Genomic DNA, 15,547 nt, shown 5'->3' with positions numbered 1-15,547 from the left:
CGCTGGGGGCGCGGTTCGGAGCTGCGGACCGTTCGGAAGCTGCGGGTACGTCGTGGCTGGTCGCGCAGTTCCCCGCGCCCCTTACGGGGCGCTCCACTTGACCGGGCGTGCCTCCCTGAACGGGGCACGCCCTCAAGGCGCCGAGCGGCTGGGTCACTCCCCCGTAGGCCTGGCCGCTCGGTGCATCACTGAAGAAGCAACTGAAGAACCAGCTGAGGAAGCTCAATCGCTCAGCTTCGCCACCAGCTCGGTGGCACGAGAGGCGGGTACGCCCGCCGCGGTCAGCATGGTGACCGCGGCGGAGCGGCCCGCCTCTTCCGCTGCCAGCAGGCCGTCGTTCACCGCGTCCATGAGGGCGAACAGCGACTGCTCGTGTACGTACGCCAGGGCGCGCGGCGGCAGCGGGGACTCGAACACGCCCTGCTCCAGGCCGCGCCGGAGGATCTCCGCGCAGGCCTCGCGGACCGGCGCGAGGCGGTCGCGGATGCCCTGCATGGTGACGCTGCGCTGCGCGAGCGCGACCAGCAGCCGGTAGCGGTCGGCGATCTCCCAGACGGCCAGGGTCGAGCGGGCGAGTGACTCCGCCGGGTCCTCGACGCCCTCGCGGCCCGCCGCGTGCGCCGCCGCGACCGTTTCGACCGCCTCGTCGGTCAGGGCGCCGACCAGGGCCTCGCGGTTCCGGAAGTGCCCGTACACCGTGCGCCGTACGACGCCCGCGGCCCGTGCGATCTGGTCCATGGACGCGTCGGGGTCGCGCAGCAGCTCGGCGAGTGCGACATCGAGGATGCGGCGGCGGTTCACATCCGCGCGGCTGGCGTTACCCGTGGTCATGGCTGCCATTCTGCCCGCCTTTCGCCGACGGCCGGTCTCCCGCCCGCCAGGCCCCCACCCTCCCTGTTTGCACAGTGCTGTGCAACCACGTACATTGCACATGGTTGAGCAATTGCACACCACTGTGCAAGCCGCGTCGAACGAGGAAGGGCGACCGTAGCCATGCGTCTCGTCATGAACGAACCGGTCGAGAGGATGGGCCGGCCCTACGCCCGGCGCTGGTGGGCGCTGCTGGTCCTCTGTCTGAGCCTGCTGATCATCGTGATGGCGAACACCGCCCTCACGGTCGCGGCCCCGGACATGACCCAGGACCTGGGGCTGTCCAGCGCCGACCTGCAGTGGGTCATCGACGGCTACACCGTCCCGTACGCCGCGCTGATGCTGCTGCTCGGCGCCATCGGCGACAAGTACAGCCGGCGCGGGGCGCTCATTCTGGGACTCGTGGTCTTCGGGGGAGGCGCCGTCGCGGGCTCGCTCGTCGGCAGTTCCACGGGGGTGATCGCCGCCCGTGCCGTCATGGGCGTCGGCGCCGCGCTGATCATGCCCGCCACGCTCTCCCTGCTCGCCGCGACCTTCCCGCGCGCGGAGCGGGCCAAGGCGATCGTGCTGTGGACCGCCACCGCCGGACTCGCGATCGCCGCCGGTCCGCTGGTCGCGGGCCTGCTCCTGGAGCACCACGGCTGGTCGTCCACGTTCCTGATCAACGTGCCCATTGCCGCGCTCGCGATCATCGGCGCCCTCGTGCTCGTACCGCCGTCCAAGGCCGGGCATCAGCACCGCATCGATTACGTGGGTGGTCTGCTGTCCGTGGTCTGGATCGGCTCGCTGGTCTACATGATCATCGAAGGGCCGCACTTCGGCTGGGGTGTCAAGGCCGTGACCGCCGCGGTCGTCGCGGGAGTCGGCCTCGCGCTCTTCGTGGTGTGGGAGCTGCGCCACCCCCGCCCGGTCATCGACGTACGCCGCTTCGCGAACCGCCGCTTCGCCGGCTCCAACCTCGCCGTCGCGCTGTTCTTCCTGGCCGTCTTCGGCGCCTTCTACTACCTCACGCAGCACCTCCAATTCGTCCTCGGATACGACGCGTTGGACACCGGAGTGCGCATGCTGCCGCTCGCCGGGGCCGTCTTCGTCGGCTCGGCGCTCACCGGCTACCTCACCCCGCGCATCGGCATGAAGATCACGGTCACCGCGGGCATGGTCGGCGGCACGGCGGCGCTCGCGCTGCTCACCCAGGTGGACGCGTCATCGTCGTACGGCGATTTCGTCCTGCCCCTCGTCATCCTGGGCCTCGCGATCGGGCTCGCGCTGTCGCCCTGCACGGACGCCATCATGGGCGCGTTCCCCGAGTCCGATCTGGGCGTCGGCGGCGCGGTGAACGACACCTCCCTGGAACTCGGCGGCTCGCTCGGTATCGCCATCCTCGGTTCGGTGCTGGCGAGTTCGTACTCCTCGCACCTCTCGGACGCGACCGCGGGCAGCAAGCTTCCGGCGGGTGCCCTGTCCACGGCGCAGGACTCGGTGGGCGCGGGGTACGCGGTCGCCCAGGGCATCGGAGACAAGGCCCAGCAGCTCGCCGAGCAGGCCGCGCGGACGGGGGATGTGGAGAAGGCCGCGCAGGTGAAGGCGCAGGCCGACCAACTCGCCCAGGGCGCCCACCAGATGGCCGACGCGGTCGGCTCGTCCTTCGCGGACGCGGTCGCGCACACCAGCCTCATCGGTGCGGTGATCCTGGGGGTGGGGACGGTGCTGGTGGCTGTGTTGCTGCCGCGGAACGGCCGTACGGCGGAGGCCAAGCCCGAGGCCGACGTGACGGACACGTTCGAGCCCGAGCCCGAGCCCGAGCCCGACGCGTCGGACGCCCCGGAAGCCGAAGAGCCCGAACCCGCGGCCAGCGCCACCCGCTGACCGACCCCGGAACCGCGACCCTCGGCCCACCGTCTCGTAGAACATGCACTACCGTGCCGTGCCGGACTGACCGGCACGGCACGGCACGTTCTGCGGAGGACACGGGAGTATGAAGATCGACTGGGACCGGCGCACATGTGCGCGGCGCGGGCATGTGACGTACGCGCCGAACGAGTCGGAGCTGCGGGCGCGGCTGCGTGCCGGGACGAGCCTGGGCGAGGCATGGCGCTGTCTGCGCTGCGGTGACTTCGTGCTGGGCGACCCGCATGGTTCCGGCCCGGCGGAAGAGGCTCCGCTGGTGCCGCGCGGCAAGGTGCTGCGCGATCTGTTCATCCTGCGCTTCCTGGCGATCGAGCGGGCCGTGCGCGGCGTGTTCATCGTGCTGGTGGCGGCCGCCGTGTGGAAGTTCAGCAACAGCCAGGACTCGGTGCGCCGGCTCTTCGACGAGTACCTCGACGTCCTTCGCCCGGTCTTCAGGCACTTCCACTACGACCTCGACCACTCGCCCGTGGTCGGCACCATCCAGAAGACCTTCGGCTACAAGCACTCCACCCTGACGCTGGTGGCCGTGCTGCTGCTGGCGTACGCCCTGATCGAACTCATCGAGGCGGGCGGACTCTGGTACGCCAAGCGCTGGGCGGAGTACCTCACGGTCGTCGCCACCGCCGCCTTCCTGCCCCTGGAGATCTACGAACTCACTGAGCACGTCAGCTACTTGAAGATCGCCACCCTGGTCCTCAACATCCTGGCGGTGCTCTACATCGCCCTCGCCAAGCGGCTGTTCGGCCTGCGCGGCGGACGCAAGGCGTTCGAGGAGGAGCGGCAGAGCGCGTCGCTGCTGGAGGTGGAGGAGTCGGCGGGGGTCGCGGCCCACGCGTAGGCCGACGGTCCGCTTTACGCACATCGGGGTGCTGTCCGCCGGTCTGACGCACACGTTCGGGGACATCCGTCCCAAATGCTTTGACCGGCCTACGTGTTCGGTCCCAGGCTGGGAGACCAGAGTGGTCGGCCGGACAACTAGGCCAGAGTGGTCGGCCGGACAGTGCGGCCGGACAGCGCGGAGGCGGGCATGGGCGAGACCGAGATCATCAGCAATGCGGAGTTCAAGGCCCGGCTCGCCGCCGAGGGGCAGGGCTCACCGCTGTCTCTTGAGGAGGTCGGCGAGTTGTTCAGCCAGTTCCTCGACGCCGTCGCGCGGCCCAAGCCCCAGGTCGCGGACGGCCGGAATCTCGCCGAGCGGATGCGCGCGCATCTGGGCACGGCACCCGGGGACCAGCCGGTGGTCAAGGCCGCGTATCCCTCGTACGACCTGCCCAATGTGCATCTGGCGGTGGAGCGCTGGTTCGCGGCCGAGGGGCGTTCCTACGAACTGATCGGCATGCGCGGCTCCTCCCATCATGGGGACCTGACGCTGGGCGACATCCTCGAATCGGCCGACCGGTACAACCGGTTCGTGATCGGCGCGGTCGACTACGCGCATCTGCCGATCTCCCCTGACCAGGAACTCGCCTGTGTCTCCTTCGGGTTCTACCTCGGCCAGGAGGGCGACGAGCGGTTCGCGGTGCTGCTGCGCGGCCCGGCGGACGAGTACGGGCGCAACAAGGTGGAGATCGAAGTCCTCGCTCGGGAGAAGGAGTTCGCGGACCGGCTGCTGGCGGAGATCGACGCTCTGGTCCGCGCGCACAACATCTTCCGCGGCCAGGTCCTCTCCTTCGAGGGCTCCGACTTCGGCCACGGCCTGGGACCGTTCCGCTTCCATCGCCGACCCGGTCTCTCCCGTGAGGAGATCGTGCTGCCGGACGGTCTCCTGGAACGCGTGGAGCGCCAGGTGGTCGGAGTGGCGCGCCGCCGTGAACGCCTGCGCGCCGCGGGCCAGCACCTGCGCCGCGGCCTTCTCCTCTACGGCCCGCCCGGCACCGGCAAGACCCACACGATCCGCTATCTCCTCTCCCACCTCCCGGAGTTCACGGTCGTGGTGCTGGCCGGGACGAGCATCGACGCCATCGGCCCGGCCTGCGCCCTGGCACGCATGCTCCAGCCCGCCCTCGTCGTCCTGGAGGACTGCGATCTGATCGCCGAGGCCCGCGACTACGGCGGCGGCGAACAGCCCCTGCTCTTCCAGGTGCTGAACGAGATGGACGGCCTCGGCGACGACGCCGACGTCGCCTTCCTGCTCACCACCAACCGCGCGGACCTGCTGGAGCCCGCCCTCGTCCAACGCCCCGGCCGCGTCGACCTCGCCGTCGAGATCCCCGTACCCGACGCCGAGGGCCGCGCCCGTCTCCTCGCCCTGTACGGCGCCTCCCTCGACCTCGGCAAGGACCTCACCGACGAGATCGTCGCCCGCACGGCGGGCACGACGGCGTCCTTCACCAAGGAGCTCGTACGACGGGCCGTGCTGATCGCGGCCGAACGGGAGGCCGAGCGGACGGAGCCGGACGACCTCCGGGCCGCGGTGGATGAGCTGCTGTCCGACCGGGACCGGTTGACGCGCCGGCTGCTGGGCGTGCGGGACCCCGACGGGGACGCCGAAGACTCTCTCGCGACAGGGGACGACGACTAGGGAGTGTTGTGACGACTAGGGAGTGTTGTGCGGGACTTTCTCGCCACACCCCCCTAGTCCCGGGGGCCGGCCCCCGCGTCCAGCCGTGCCAGCTCCTCCGTGTCCAGGACCAGGTCCGCGGCGCCCGCCGAGTCCCGGATGGTCTCTGGGCGGCTGGCGCCCGGGATCGGGATGACGTTCGGCGACCGGGTCAACAGCCAGGCCAGGCAGATCTGTTGGGGGCTGACGCCCCGCTCGTGGGCCACCTCGTGGAAGGCGCCGAAGCGGTCGTCCGGCCGTACGCTCGACGAACCGCGCAGGGAGCTGCGGGAGATGCCGCCCAGCGGGCTCCACGGGAGGAAGGCGATGCCCAGTTCGGCGCAGAGCCGTAGCTCCGGCTCGCTGTCCCGTACCTCGGGGGAGTACTGGTTCTGGACGGAGACCAGACGGTCGCCGAGGATCGCGTGGGCCCGGCGGATCTGGTCGGTGGTGGTGTTGGAGATGCCGGCCAGGCGGATCTTGCCCGCGTCGAGGAGTTCGCGCAGGGCGCCGACCGAGTCCTCGAAGGGGACGGCGGGGTCGGGCTTGTGCAGCTGGTAGAGGCCGATCGCCTCCACACCGAGCCGCTTCAAGGAGGCCTCCGCGGCCGACTTCAGATGGGCCGGGGAACCCGTTACCGTCCAGCTGCCGTGGGGGTCCCCCCAGGCCCTTAAGGCACTGGGGGAAGGTCTGCCGCGCCCGCCCTTCGTGGCGACCAGCACCTCGCTGGTATCACCGCCGTATGTGGCCAGGGCGCGGGCCACGAGCTGTTCGTTGTGGCCGGGCTCGGCGCCGGGCAGGTGGTACGAGTCCGCCGTGTCCAGGAGGGTCACGCCCGCGTCGAGGGCGGCGTGCACCGTGGCCAGTGCGCGCGCCTCGTCCGGGTGGCCCTCGATCGACAGCGGCATCGCGCCGAGGCCGATCGCGCCGACGCGGAGGTCTCCAAGAAGCCTGTACCGCATGTCAGTTGTCCTTTCCGACCGTCTCGGCCACGGCCTGGGGGAGCCATTGGCGAGCCTCGCCGAACGCGAAACCGAGCTGGGTGGCCCGCGAGTTGTCCATCCCGTACGAACGGGCGAAGGAGAACGGCGAGGCCTCCCCGACCTCGACGCTCTGGAAGGCCGTCTTGCCTTCCGGCACGTGCACGGCGACCGCCTCGCACAACGCCTCGGTGGTGAGCACCCCGTGGGAGGCGGCGTTCACCGGCCCGGTGAAGTCCGCGCCCGCCGTCCAGGCGAGGAAGTCCGCGATCTCCTCGACATGGATGTACGTGGCCGGGTGGTTCACGGCGGGGACGGCGATCGGTTCGCCGGTGCGGATGCGGTCGGTGTAGTGGTCGAGGCGGCCGGTGAAGTCGTCGGCCCCGCCCAGGACGTGGGCGACGCGGACGGCCACGTACGGGAACGCGGGGTCGGCCGTGAAGACCGCCTCGGCCTGCCGCTTGCCCTCGCCGTAGTGCGCGTCGAGGAAGTCTGGGTCGTCCCAGGGGAGTTCGAGGTCGACGGTGACGGTACGGGGGTCCACGGCGTCCTCGCGCACGAGGGCCGCCGAGTCCTCGTACTCGTACACCTCGACGGTGGACGTCATGACGTACCGCCGTGTGCGTCCCGCGAATACCCGTCGCGCGATCTCCGCCTGCCTCGGCGTATAGCAGACCTGGTCGATGACCACATCGAAAGTCCGCGAACCCAGGGCGTTCTCCAGGGAATTCTCATCATTGCGGTCGGCGATGAGGTGAATTGCCCCCGCGGGCGGTGCCGACGAGCCGCGATTGATGACGGTGACCCGGTCTCCCGCGGCCATCAGCCGGTCTATCAGGCGTTTTCCGAAATACCGGCTTCCGCCGATGACAGCTACCTCAGGCATGGCGCCCTCCCCCGATCCCATTCGATGAGCTGCGGCCTTGTGGTCATAATTCTCCCGACGTACGCAGGAGTTCTGAAGGGGGAGTCATGGGAGATGCGGCCGAGGCACCGAAGGAACCACGGCATCTGCGCGCCGCCGCCAACGAAACGTCGGTGGCCTTCGACGCGCTGGACCGGCAGATCCTGGAGCTGCTGCAGAGCGACGGCCGGATCAAGCTCAGCGAGCTGGGCCGCCGCGTCCGGCTGAGCCCGGCCGCCGTAGCCGAACGCGTCCGCCGCCTGGAGTCCGCGGGCGCCATCACCGGCTACGGCGCCCACGTCTCCGCGCCCCGCCTCGGCTACGGCCTCCAGGCCTTCATCCGCGTCAACCCGCACGGCGGCTACACCCTGAAGCACCCCAGGACCCTGGAGCTGCTGGCCCGCCCCGAGATCGTCGAGGTCCACCACGTCGTCGGCGAGGACTGCTGGATCCTCAAGGTCGCCGTCCAGGACACCATCCACCTGGAGGACGTCCTGGGGCAGACGTCCGCGCTGGGCCGTACGACGACCTCGATCGTCCTGTCGTCACCGGTGGAGCGGAAGCCGCTGCTGCCGCCGGCCTGATCGGGGAGAGGGCAGCCCGTGCCCCGGCGGCCGACATGGCTTGCCTTGACGTCGGCGTCAAGGATTACCGTCAAGGCATGCGAATCGGCGAGCTGGCGGCGCAGGCGGGGACGACCACGCGGACTCTGCGCTACTACGAGTCGCGGGGGCTGCTTCCCGCGCGGCGGGGCGAGAACGGGTACCGGACGTACGACGAGGACGACCTGCGGCTGCTGCGGCAGATCAGGACGTTGCAGGACTTCGGGTTCGACCTGGAGGAGACGCGGCCCTTCGTGGAGTGTCTGCGGGCCGGGCACCCGGAGGGCGACTCGTGCCCCGCGTCGCTCGCGGTCTACCGCCGCAAGCTCGGCGAGCTCGACGCGCTGATCGACGAGTTGGTGTCGGTGCGCGCGAAGGTCGGCGAGCAGCTGGCGCGGGCGGAACGGGCGCGGGACGAGCTGGCCGCCGACGCCGAGGTTCCGGGCGGCCCGGAACCCGTATGCGCTGTGTTTTCCCGGGGGACAACCCCCGGACCCCCGGCAGGAAGAACAGAAGGGTGATCGCAGTGGTGAAGGCAGCAGGTGTGGCCGAGGTGACGGACGCGGACTTCGCGACGGAGGTGATCGGGGCGGATCTGCCCGTGCTGGTGGAGTTCACCGCCGACTGGTGCCCGCCGTGCCGGCAGATGGGGCCGGTGCTCAGCGCTCTGGCCTCCGAGGAGGGCGACCGGCTGAAGGTGGTCCAGCTGGACGTGGACACCAACCCGGAGACGACGAACGCGTACAAGGTGCTGTCTATGCCCACGTTCATGGTGTTCCAGGGCGGTGAGCCCGTGAAGGCGATGGTGGGGGCCCGGCCCAAGCGACGGCTGCTGGAGGAGCTGTCCGACGTGCTCTGACCTCACCGATACCCAACCCATCGGTCCCATCGGTATACAAAAAATCCCCTGAGCGATTGCGCTCGGGGGATTTCTCTGCGTATATTCAATGGTTCGCGACTTCAAGGGGATTGAGTCGCAAAGAAGTTCACTGGCCACAGTATATCCGGGCGGGAGCGGAATTGTCAAACAGGGGCTCACACACAGAATTTCCCGACGATGAATTGCGCGATGAGCAGGAATTCATCGACGGGTTGTACGCGCGCGTGGACGCCCTGCGCGGTGTCACGGAGGCATCCGTCGGGAACGCGCTCGCGCAGGGCAGCACGCCCATGCAGGCACGCCTCGAACGGGACATCCTGGTCGCCGAGCGCTCGGGCCTGCTCGCCGCGCTGAACGCCGTGGACGGTTCGCTCTGCTTCGGCCGCGTCGACCTCACCACAGGCGTCAAACACCACATCGGCCGGATCGGCATCCGCGCCGACGACACCGAGCACACCCCGATCCTCATCGACTGGCGGGCCCCGGTCGCCCGCCCCTTCTACCTGGCCACCGGCCACACCCCCATGGGCCTGCGCCGCCGCCGGCACATCACCACCGACGGCCGGCACGTCACCGACCTGCACGACGAGATCCTCGACCTCGGCGACCACGAACGCACCGGTCACGAGGACCCGACCGGAGACGCCGTGCTGCTCGCCGCGCTCAACTCCGCGCGCACCGGCCGCATGAGCGACATCGTGCAGACCATCCAGGCCGAGCAGGACCGGATCATCCGTGCCCCGCACCGGGGTGTCATGGTGGTGGAGGGCGGCCCCGGCACCGGCAAGACGGCCGTCGCCCTGCACCGGGCCGCATACCTCCTCTACGAGTACCGGGAGCTGCTGGCCAAGCGCGCCGTCCTCATCGTCGGCCCCAACCCGGCCTTCCTCGGCTACATCGGCGAGGTGCTGCCCTCGCTCGGCGAGACGGGCGTCCTGCTCGCGACGGTCGGTGAGCTGTTCCCCGGCGTGAAGGCGACGGCGGCCGACACCCCCGAGGCAGCCGCCGTGAAGGGCCGCGCGGACATGGCCGAGGTACTGGCCTCGGTGGTCCGTGACCGCCAGGAGCTCCCCGACCCCGTGATCGCGATCGAGCACGACCGGGACATACTGATGCTCGACGCCGGGCTCGTCCAGGTCGCCCGCGAACGCACCCGCGAGGCCAAGCTGCCGCACAATGTCGCGCGCGAGTACTTCGAGGGTCACATCCTGAACACCCTCACCGACATGCTCGCCGAACGCATCGGCACCGACCCCTTCGACGGCTCCAACCTCCTCGACGCCAGCGACATCACGCAGATGCGTGACGAGCTGGCCGAGAACCCCGAAGTCTGGGGCGCGATCGACCAGTTGTGGCCGAGGCTGACACCGCAGCGGCTGGTCGCCGACTTCCTGGCCGGTCCGGAGGGCTACCTCCCGGACGAGGACGCCGAGGCGATCCGCCGTCCGGTCACCGGCGAGTGGACCACCGCGGACGTGCCGCTCCTCGACGAGGCCGCCGAGCTGCTCGGCGAGGACGACCGGGTGGCCAGGGCGCTCGCGGACCAGGAGCGCCGCACCCAGGTCGCCTACGCACAGGGCGTCCTGGACGTCTCCTACGCCTCTCGTACCTACGAGTTCGAGGACAAGGACGAGGAGGACTCCGAGGTCCTCTCCGCGCACAACATCATCGACGCCGAACGGATGGCCGAGCGGCACGAGGAGGACGACCACCGCAGCGCCGCCGAGCGTGCCGCCGCCGACCGGACCTGGGCCTTCGGCCACATCATCGTCGACGAGGCGCAGGAACTGTCGCCCATGGCCTGGCGGCTGCTGATGCGCCGGAGTCCCACGCGCTCCATGACCCTCGTGGGTGATCCCGCGCAGACCGCGGAGGCGGCGGGGGTCGGATCGTGGGAGGAGATCCTCTCCCCGTATGTGGAGGACCGCTGGGAGCACACGCGTCTCGCCGTCAACTACCGGACTCCGTCCGAGATCATGGATGTCGCGGCGGGGGTGGTGCGGGCGGAGCGGCCCGGGTTTGAGCCGCCTCGGTCCGTGCGGTCTACGGGGGTACGGCCGTGGGTGCGGGACGCGGGTGACGACTTGCCCGGCGCCGTCGCCAAGGCCGTCGCCGAACTGACCCCCGCCGAGGGGCGGCTTGCGGTGATCGCGCCTCGTGCGCTGCACGCTGCGCTGGCCGTGCGTCTGGAGGGGGTTGCGGTGGGATCGGAGCCCGATCTGACCCGCGCCGTCGTCCTTCTAGACCCTCGGCAGGCCAAGGGGCTGGAGTTCGACTCCGTGCTGGTGGTCGAGCCGGCGTTGTACGGGACGAGTGACCTGTATGTGGCTCTGACTCGGGCTACGCAGGCGCTTGGGGTGCTCTATACCGGTGAGTTGCCGGATTCGCTGCGGGAGTCTGGGCCGGCGTAGGAGTTCTCGCCCCCGCCGCCCCTACCCGTCCCATCCTCCAGGGGCTCCGCCCCTTCGACCCCGGGGGTTGTTCGTCGGCTGCGGGCCGGTGGGGGCTTGTCGCGCAGTTCCCCGCGCCCCTAAAGGCAAAAGCAACCCCACCCCCCCGACGAACCGGGACGGGCGGGGGACCAGGGCGCAGCCCCGTGCCTTCAGGCACGCGGGAAACTGCGCACCCAGCCCCCACTGCCCCGCACCCAACAATCAACCTTCACGCCCACCCACCCCAGGGGCGCGGGGAACTGCGCGCCCAGCCCCCACCGTCCCGCACCCGACGCACAACCGAACGGGGTTGAAGGGGCGGAGCCCCTGGGGGATGGGTCGGGTAGGGGCGGCGGGGGCGAAGAACGTTTAGGCGGGGCGGAGCCAGAGGGTGGCGAGTGGGGGGAGGGTGAGTTGGATGCTGGTGGGGCGGCCGTGGGTGGGGTGGGGTTCGGGTTTGACGGGGTCCTGGTTGAGGACGTCGCTGCCGCCGTAGCGGGCGGCGTCGGTGTTGAGGATCTCGTGCCAGGCGGGGATGTCCTCCGGGACGCCGAGGCGGTAGGCGTGGCGGACGGCGGGGGAGAAGTTGGACACGGCCAGGAGTGGTGTGCCGTGGGCGTCGTGGCGGAGGAAGGCGAAGACGTTGTCCTCGGCGGCGTCGCCGGCGATCCAGGTGAAGCCGGTGGGGTCGGTGTCGCGTTGCCAGAGGGCGGGTTCGCGGGTGTAGACGGTGTTGAGGTCGCGGACGAGGTCGCGTATGCCCCGGTGGTCCGGTTCCGCTCCGTAGGCGGGGTCGAGGAGCCACCAGTCGGGGCCGTGTGCTTCGGACCATTCGGCGCCCTGGGCGAATTCTTGTCCCATGAAGAGGAGTTGTTTGCCGGGGTGGGCCCACATGAAGCCGAGGTAGGCGCGGGTGTTGGCGCGTTGTTGCCACCAGTCGCCGGGCATCTTCGACACGAGTGAGCGTTTGCCGTGGACGACTTCGTCGTGGGAGATGGGCAGGACGTAGTTCTCGCTGTAGGCGTACACCATCGAGAACGTCATCTCGTTGTGGTGGTACTGGCGGTGGATGGGGTCATGGGCCACATAGTCCAGCGAGTCGTGCATCCAGCCCATGTTCCACTTCAGGCCGAAGCCCAGACCTCCGAAGCCGCCCGGGCCGATATGGTGCGTGGCCCGGGTGACGCCGTCCCAGGCCGTGGATTCCTCCGCGATGGTGACCACGCCCGGGTTGCGGCGGTAGACGGTGGCGTTCATCTCCTGGAGGAAGGCGACCGCGTCGAGGTTCTCGCGGCCGCCGTGCTCGTTGGGGACCCATTGGCCCGGCTCGCGGGAGTAGTCGAGGTAGAGCATCGAGGCGACGGCGTCGACGCGCAGGCCGTCGATGTGGAACTCCTCGCACCAGTAGACGGCGTTGGCGACGAGGAAGTTGCGGACCTCGCGGCGTCCGTAGTCGAACTCCAGGGTGCCCCAGTCGGGGTGCGCGGCCCGCAGCGGGTCCTCATGCTCGTAGAGCGGTCGGCCGTCGAACTCGGCCAGCGCCCAGTCGTCGCGCGGGAAGTGGGCCGGAACCCAGTCCATCAGGACGCCGATGCCGGCCCGATGCAGCGCGTCCACCAGGTACTTGAAGTCGTCCGGGGTGCCCAGCCTCGCCGTCGGCGCGTAGAAGCCCGTCACCTGGTAGCCCCACGATCCGCCGAACGGATGCTCGGCCACTGGCATCAGCTCCACATGGGTGAAGCCCAAGTCGCCGACGTACGCCGGTAGTTGTTCGGCCAGTTGGCGATACGTCAGCCCGGGGCGCCAGGACGCCAGATGCACCTCGTAGACCGAGAACGGAGCCTCGTGCGCGGCCCGCGCCCCTCTCCCGGTCATCCAGTCCTCGTCCCGCCACTCGTGGTGCGACGCGTGGACGATCGACGACGTCGCCGGAGGCACCTCGGTGCGCCGGGCCATCGGGTCGGCGCGCAGCGTGTGCGTGCCGTCCGGGCGGGTGATGTCGAACTTGTAGAGCTCACCCTCGCCGATCGCGGGCACGAACAGCTCCCACACCCCGGAGGAGCCCAGCGACCGCATCGGATATCCCGTGCCGTCCCAGAAGTTGAAGGTGCCGGCGAGGCGCACGCCGCGTGCGTTCGGGGCCCACACCGCGAAGCGGGTTCCGGTCACGCCCTGGTGCACCATCGGCTCCGCGCCGAGCGCACGCCACAACTGCTCGTGACGGCCCTCGCCGAGCAGATGCAGATCGAACTCGCCCAGCGCGGGCAGGAAACGGTACGCGTCCTCGGTCTCCTGCTCCGTGGCCTCGTACGCCACGACCAGCCGGTACGACGCCGGAACCGCGCGCAGCGGCAGCAGCCCCGAGAAGAAACCGTCCCCGTCGTCGTGCAGCTCGGCGCGCAGGTCGTCCGTCACGACAGTCACCCCGAGCGCGTACGGGCGGAAGGCCCGGAAGGCGACGCCGCCCGGCACTGGATGGGCTCCCAGCACCCCGTGCGGATTGTGATGCGTGCCGCTGAGCAGCCGCTCCCGGTCACCGGGGTCGACACCGGCGAAAACGGGGGCCGGAACAGGGGGCAGAACGGGGGCCAGGACGGGTGCGCCGTCGGCGGCGGGTTCCGGCACCTTCGCAGCCTTCACGGCCTTGCTGTCAGTGGTCTTGCCTCCCGCGGCCTTGCTCGCCGTGGTCTCGCTCCCCGGAGCCTTCTTACCCACGGCCTTCTTCCCCGTGGCAGCCTTCTTCCCGGCAGCGGCCTTCTTGGCCGTCGTCTTCCCCTCGGCGGCCTTCTTCACCGCCGTCTTCTTCACTGCGGCCGGCTTCTTCGCACCAGTCTCACCAGTCGCACCGTTCTTCTTCGGACTGTCGTCGGACGGGGGGCGGGGCGTCACGGGCAGGGCCTCCTCGGCAGGGTGAGGTCGGGAACGGCAAGGGCGTTCAGGGGGACGCGGCGAGCCGGCGTACGGCCGCGAGCGGCACCGGCAGCCAGTCGGGCCGGTGCCGGGCCTCGTACAGGACTTCGTAGACCGCCTTGTCCGTCTCGTAGGCGTGCAGGAGTACGGGGTCGGTGCGCGGGTCGACGCCGGCGACCTCGGCGTACCCGGTGCAGAACGCGGCCCGGCACGCATCCGCCCAGCCGGGCACCGGGGGGCGCTGCGAGTGGGCCGCGTAGTCGAAGGAGCGGAGCATGCCCGCGATGTCCCGTGCCGGAGGCTGTGCCATGCGGCGTTCGGCGAGCGGTTTCGAGGGCTCGCCCTCGAAGTCGATGAGCGACCACTCCCCGGAGGGGGAGCGCAGGCACTGGCCGAGGTGCAGGTCGCCGTGGATGCGCTGCGCGGTCCAGGTGTGGCCCTCGGCGGCCAGATCGGCCAGCGCCTCGAAGGCGGTGCGCAGGCCGGGAGCGTAGGGACGGAGCGCGGGCACCGCCTGTGCGGCCGCCTCCAGGCGCTCGGTCATGCCGTCGACGAGCGGCCCCATCTGCGCGCGGCCGAGCGTGGCCGTGGGCAGCGCATCGGCCAGCGCCGTGTGCACCTCGGCCGTGGCTCGGCCCAGTTCCCGCGCCTCGCCGGTGAAGTCCTCGCCCTTGGCCAGCTGGCGTAGCGCCAGCTCCCAGCCGTCCGACGCGCCCTGTACGAAGGGCTGGAGCACACCGAGTATGTACGTCTTCTCCTCGCCCAGGTCCGCGACCATCCACGCCACCGGGGCGGGCACCCGTATACAGCCCTCCCGGGACAGCACCAGCGGAAGCTCCAGATCCGGATTGGTCCCCGGCACGATCCTGCGCAACAGCTTCAGGATGAACGTATCTCCGTAGACGATGGACGAGTTGGACTGCTCCGACGTCACCACCCGTGGCACCAGATCGCCCCGGATCTCCCGGAGTTCCCGGGCCTCCCCGGGCCCCCGGTGCCGCTCACGCTCGAAGCGCAGCTCGCCGACGCGGGCCCGGGTGCGCAGGGCTTCCAGGAGTACGGCGGCGGGGCGCGGGTCGTACAGCGCCTCGTACACCGTGCGGCCGGCCAGCGGCCCCTCCTCCAGATGCCCGATCAGCGCGGGCGCGAGCCGTGGCGGCAGCACCTCGCGTACGCCGATCAGCAGCTGGTAGCAGTCCCCGGGGTGCGGGGTGGCTCCCCGGGCCGGGCTGAGTGGCTGGTGTACGCGTACGAGTAGATGGAGCAGGCCCAACTTGGCTGTGAGCGGCAGTAGTTCTACCGCCGCCACCAGGGAGAATCCGGTCACCGGACGCCCTTTGCCCGCGAACCAGCGCTGTCGGGGCAGCCACTCCCGCAGCAGTGGATCGAGGGACGCGAGCAGTTCGGGGCGTGCGACGGGGGCCGTGGCAGAGGGGGTTGCGGCTTCCGACATGGCGTCGCGTCCTTTCCCCAGGGGCCCGGAGACCGGGCGAGTCGGGGTGTGAGTGATGCGTGCCCAGGG

At 70.4% G+C, this 15,547-nt stretch carries 12 protein-coding genes; 7 read left to right on the top strand and 5 right to left on the bottom strand.

Annotation, left to right across the window (positions count from 1 at the left end; genetic code table 11):
- Positions 1-222: 222 nt before the first annotated feature.
- Positions 223-831, bottom strand: a complete 609-nt coding sequence (locus OIC96_RS14755; protein ID WP_330307392.1) for a TetR/AcrR family transcriptional regulator — start codon at positions 829-831, stop codon at positions 223-225.
- A 162-nt stretch (positions 832-993) separates the two neighbouring features.
- Here OIC96_RS14755 and OIC96_RS14750 point away from each other — a divergent pair, with 162 nt between their 5' ends.
- The 3 genes from OIC96_RS14750 (at position 994) to OIC96_RS14740 (ending at position 5,299) form a co-directional block, all read left to right on the top strand.
- Positions 994-2,736, top strand: a complete 1,743-nt coding sequence (locus OIC96_RS14750) for an MFS transporter (protein ID WP_330307393.1) — start codon at positions 994-996, stop codon at positions 2,734-2,736.
- A gap of 109 nt (positions 2,737-2,845) precedes the next feature.
- Complete coding sequence (locus OIC96_RS14745; RefSeq protein ID WP_330307394.1) at positions 2,846-3,616, top strand: DUF2127 domain-containing protein; 771 nt, start codon at positions 2,846-2,848, stop codon at positions 3,614-3,616.
- Positions 3,617-3,805: 189 nt separating this feature from the next.
- Positions 3,806-5,299 (top strand): ATP-binding protein, encoded by a 1,494-nt coding sequence (locus tag OIC96_RS14740; RefSeq protein WP_330307395.1) that lies wholly within the window; start codon positions 3,806-3,808, stop codon positions 5,297-5,299.
- A gap of 53 nt (positions 5,300-5,352) precedes the next feature.
- On the opposite strand, the gene OIC96_RS14735 is transcribed toward OIC96_RS14740, so the two are convergent.
- On the bottom strand, positions 5,353-6,279 hold the full coding sequence (locus OIC96_RS14735; RefSeq protein ID WP_330307396.1) for an aldo/keto reductase: 927 nt from the start codon (positions 6,277-6,279) through the stop codon (positions 5,353-5,355).
- 1 nt (position 6,280) lies between these two features.
- Positions 6,281-7,183 carry an NAD-dependent epimerase/dehydratase family protein gene (locus tag OIC96_RS14730; protein WP_330307397.1) on the bottom strand — a complete coding sequence of 301 codons (903 nt, stop codon included), beginning with the start codon at positions 7,181-7,183 and terminating at the stop codon, positions 6,281-6,283.
- A gap of 86 nt (positions 7,184-7,269) precedes the next feature.
- Between OIC96_RS14730 and OIC96_RS14725 the strand changes: the two genes are divergently transcribed.
- From OIC96_RS14725 to OIC96_RS14710, 4 genes are all read left to right on the top strand, one after another.
- Positions 7,270-7,785 (top strand): Lrp/AsnC family transcriptional regulator, encoded by a 516-nt coding sequence (locus tag OIC96_RS14725; protein WP_330307398.1) that lies wholly within the window; start codon positions 7,270-7,272, stop codon positions 7,783-7,785.
- A 77-nt stretch (positions 7,786-7,862) separates the two neighbouring features.
- Positions 7,863-8,324, top strand: a complete 462-nt coding sequence (locus OIC96_RS14720; RefSeq protein WP_330307399.1) for a MerR family transcriptional regulator — start codon at positions 7,863-7,865, stop codon at positions 8,322-8,324.
- Positions 8,325-8,347: 23 nt separating this feature from the next.
- Positions 8,348-8,662 (top strand): thioredoxin family protein, encoded by a 315-nt coding sequence (locus OIC96_RS14715; protein ID WP_330310292.1) that lies wholly within the window; start codon positions 8,348-8,350, stop codon positions 8,660-8,662.
- A 143-nt stretch (positions 8,663-8,805) separates the two neighbouring features.
- Positions 8,806-11,094 (top strand): HelD family protein, encoded by a 2,289-nt coding sequence (locus OIC96_RS14710; RefSeq protein ID WP_330310293.1) that lies wholly within the window; start codon positions 8,806-8,808, stop codon positions 11,092-11,094.
- Positions 11,095-11,484: 390 nt separating this feature from the next.
- On the opposite strand, the gene glgB is transcribed toward OIC96_RS14710, so the two are convergent.
- Positions 11,485-14,004, bottom strand: a complete 2,520-nt coding sequence (gene glgB / locus OIC96_RS14705; protein ID WP_330307400.1) for a 1,4-alpha-glucan branching enzyme — start codon at positions 14,002-14,004, stop codon at positions 11,485-11,487.
- A 46-nt stretch (positions 14,005-14,050) separates the two neighbouring features.
- Entirely contained in the window at positions 14,051-15,478 is a 1,428-nt protein-coding gene (locus tag OIC96_RS14700) for a maltokinase N-terminal cap-like domain-containing protein (RefSeq protein ID WP_330307401.1), read from the bottom strand.
- Positions 15,479-15,547: the final 69 nt, after the last annotated feature.

The sequence above is a fragment of the Streptomyces sp. NBC_00775 genome (assembly GCF_036347135.1).
GTDB classification, from domain to species: Bacteria; Actinomycetota; Actinomycetes; order Streptomycetales; family Streptomycetaceae; genus Streptomyces; species Streptomyces lutosisoli.
This window is presented reverse-complemented; position numbering and strand designations above follow the sequence as displayed.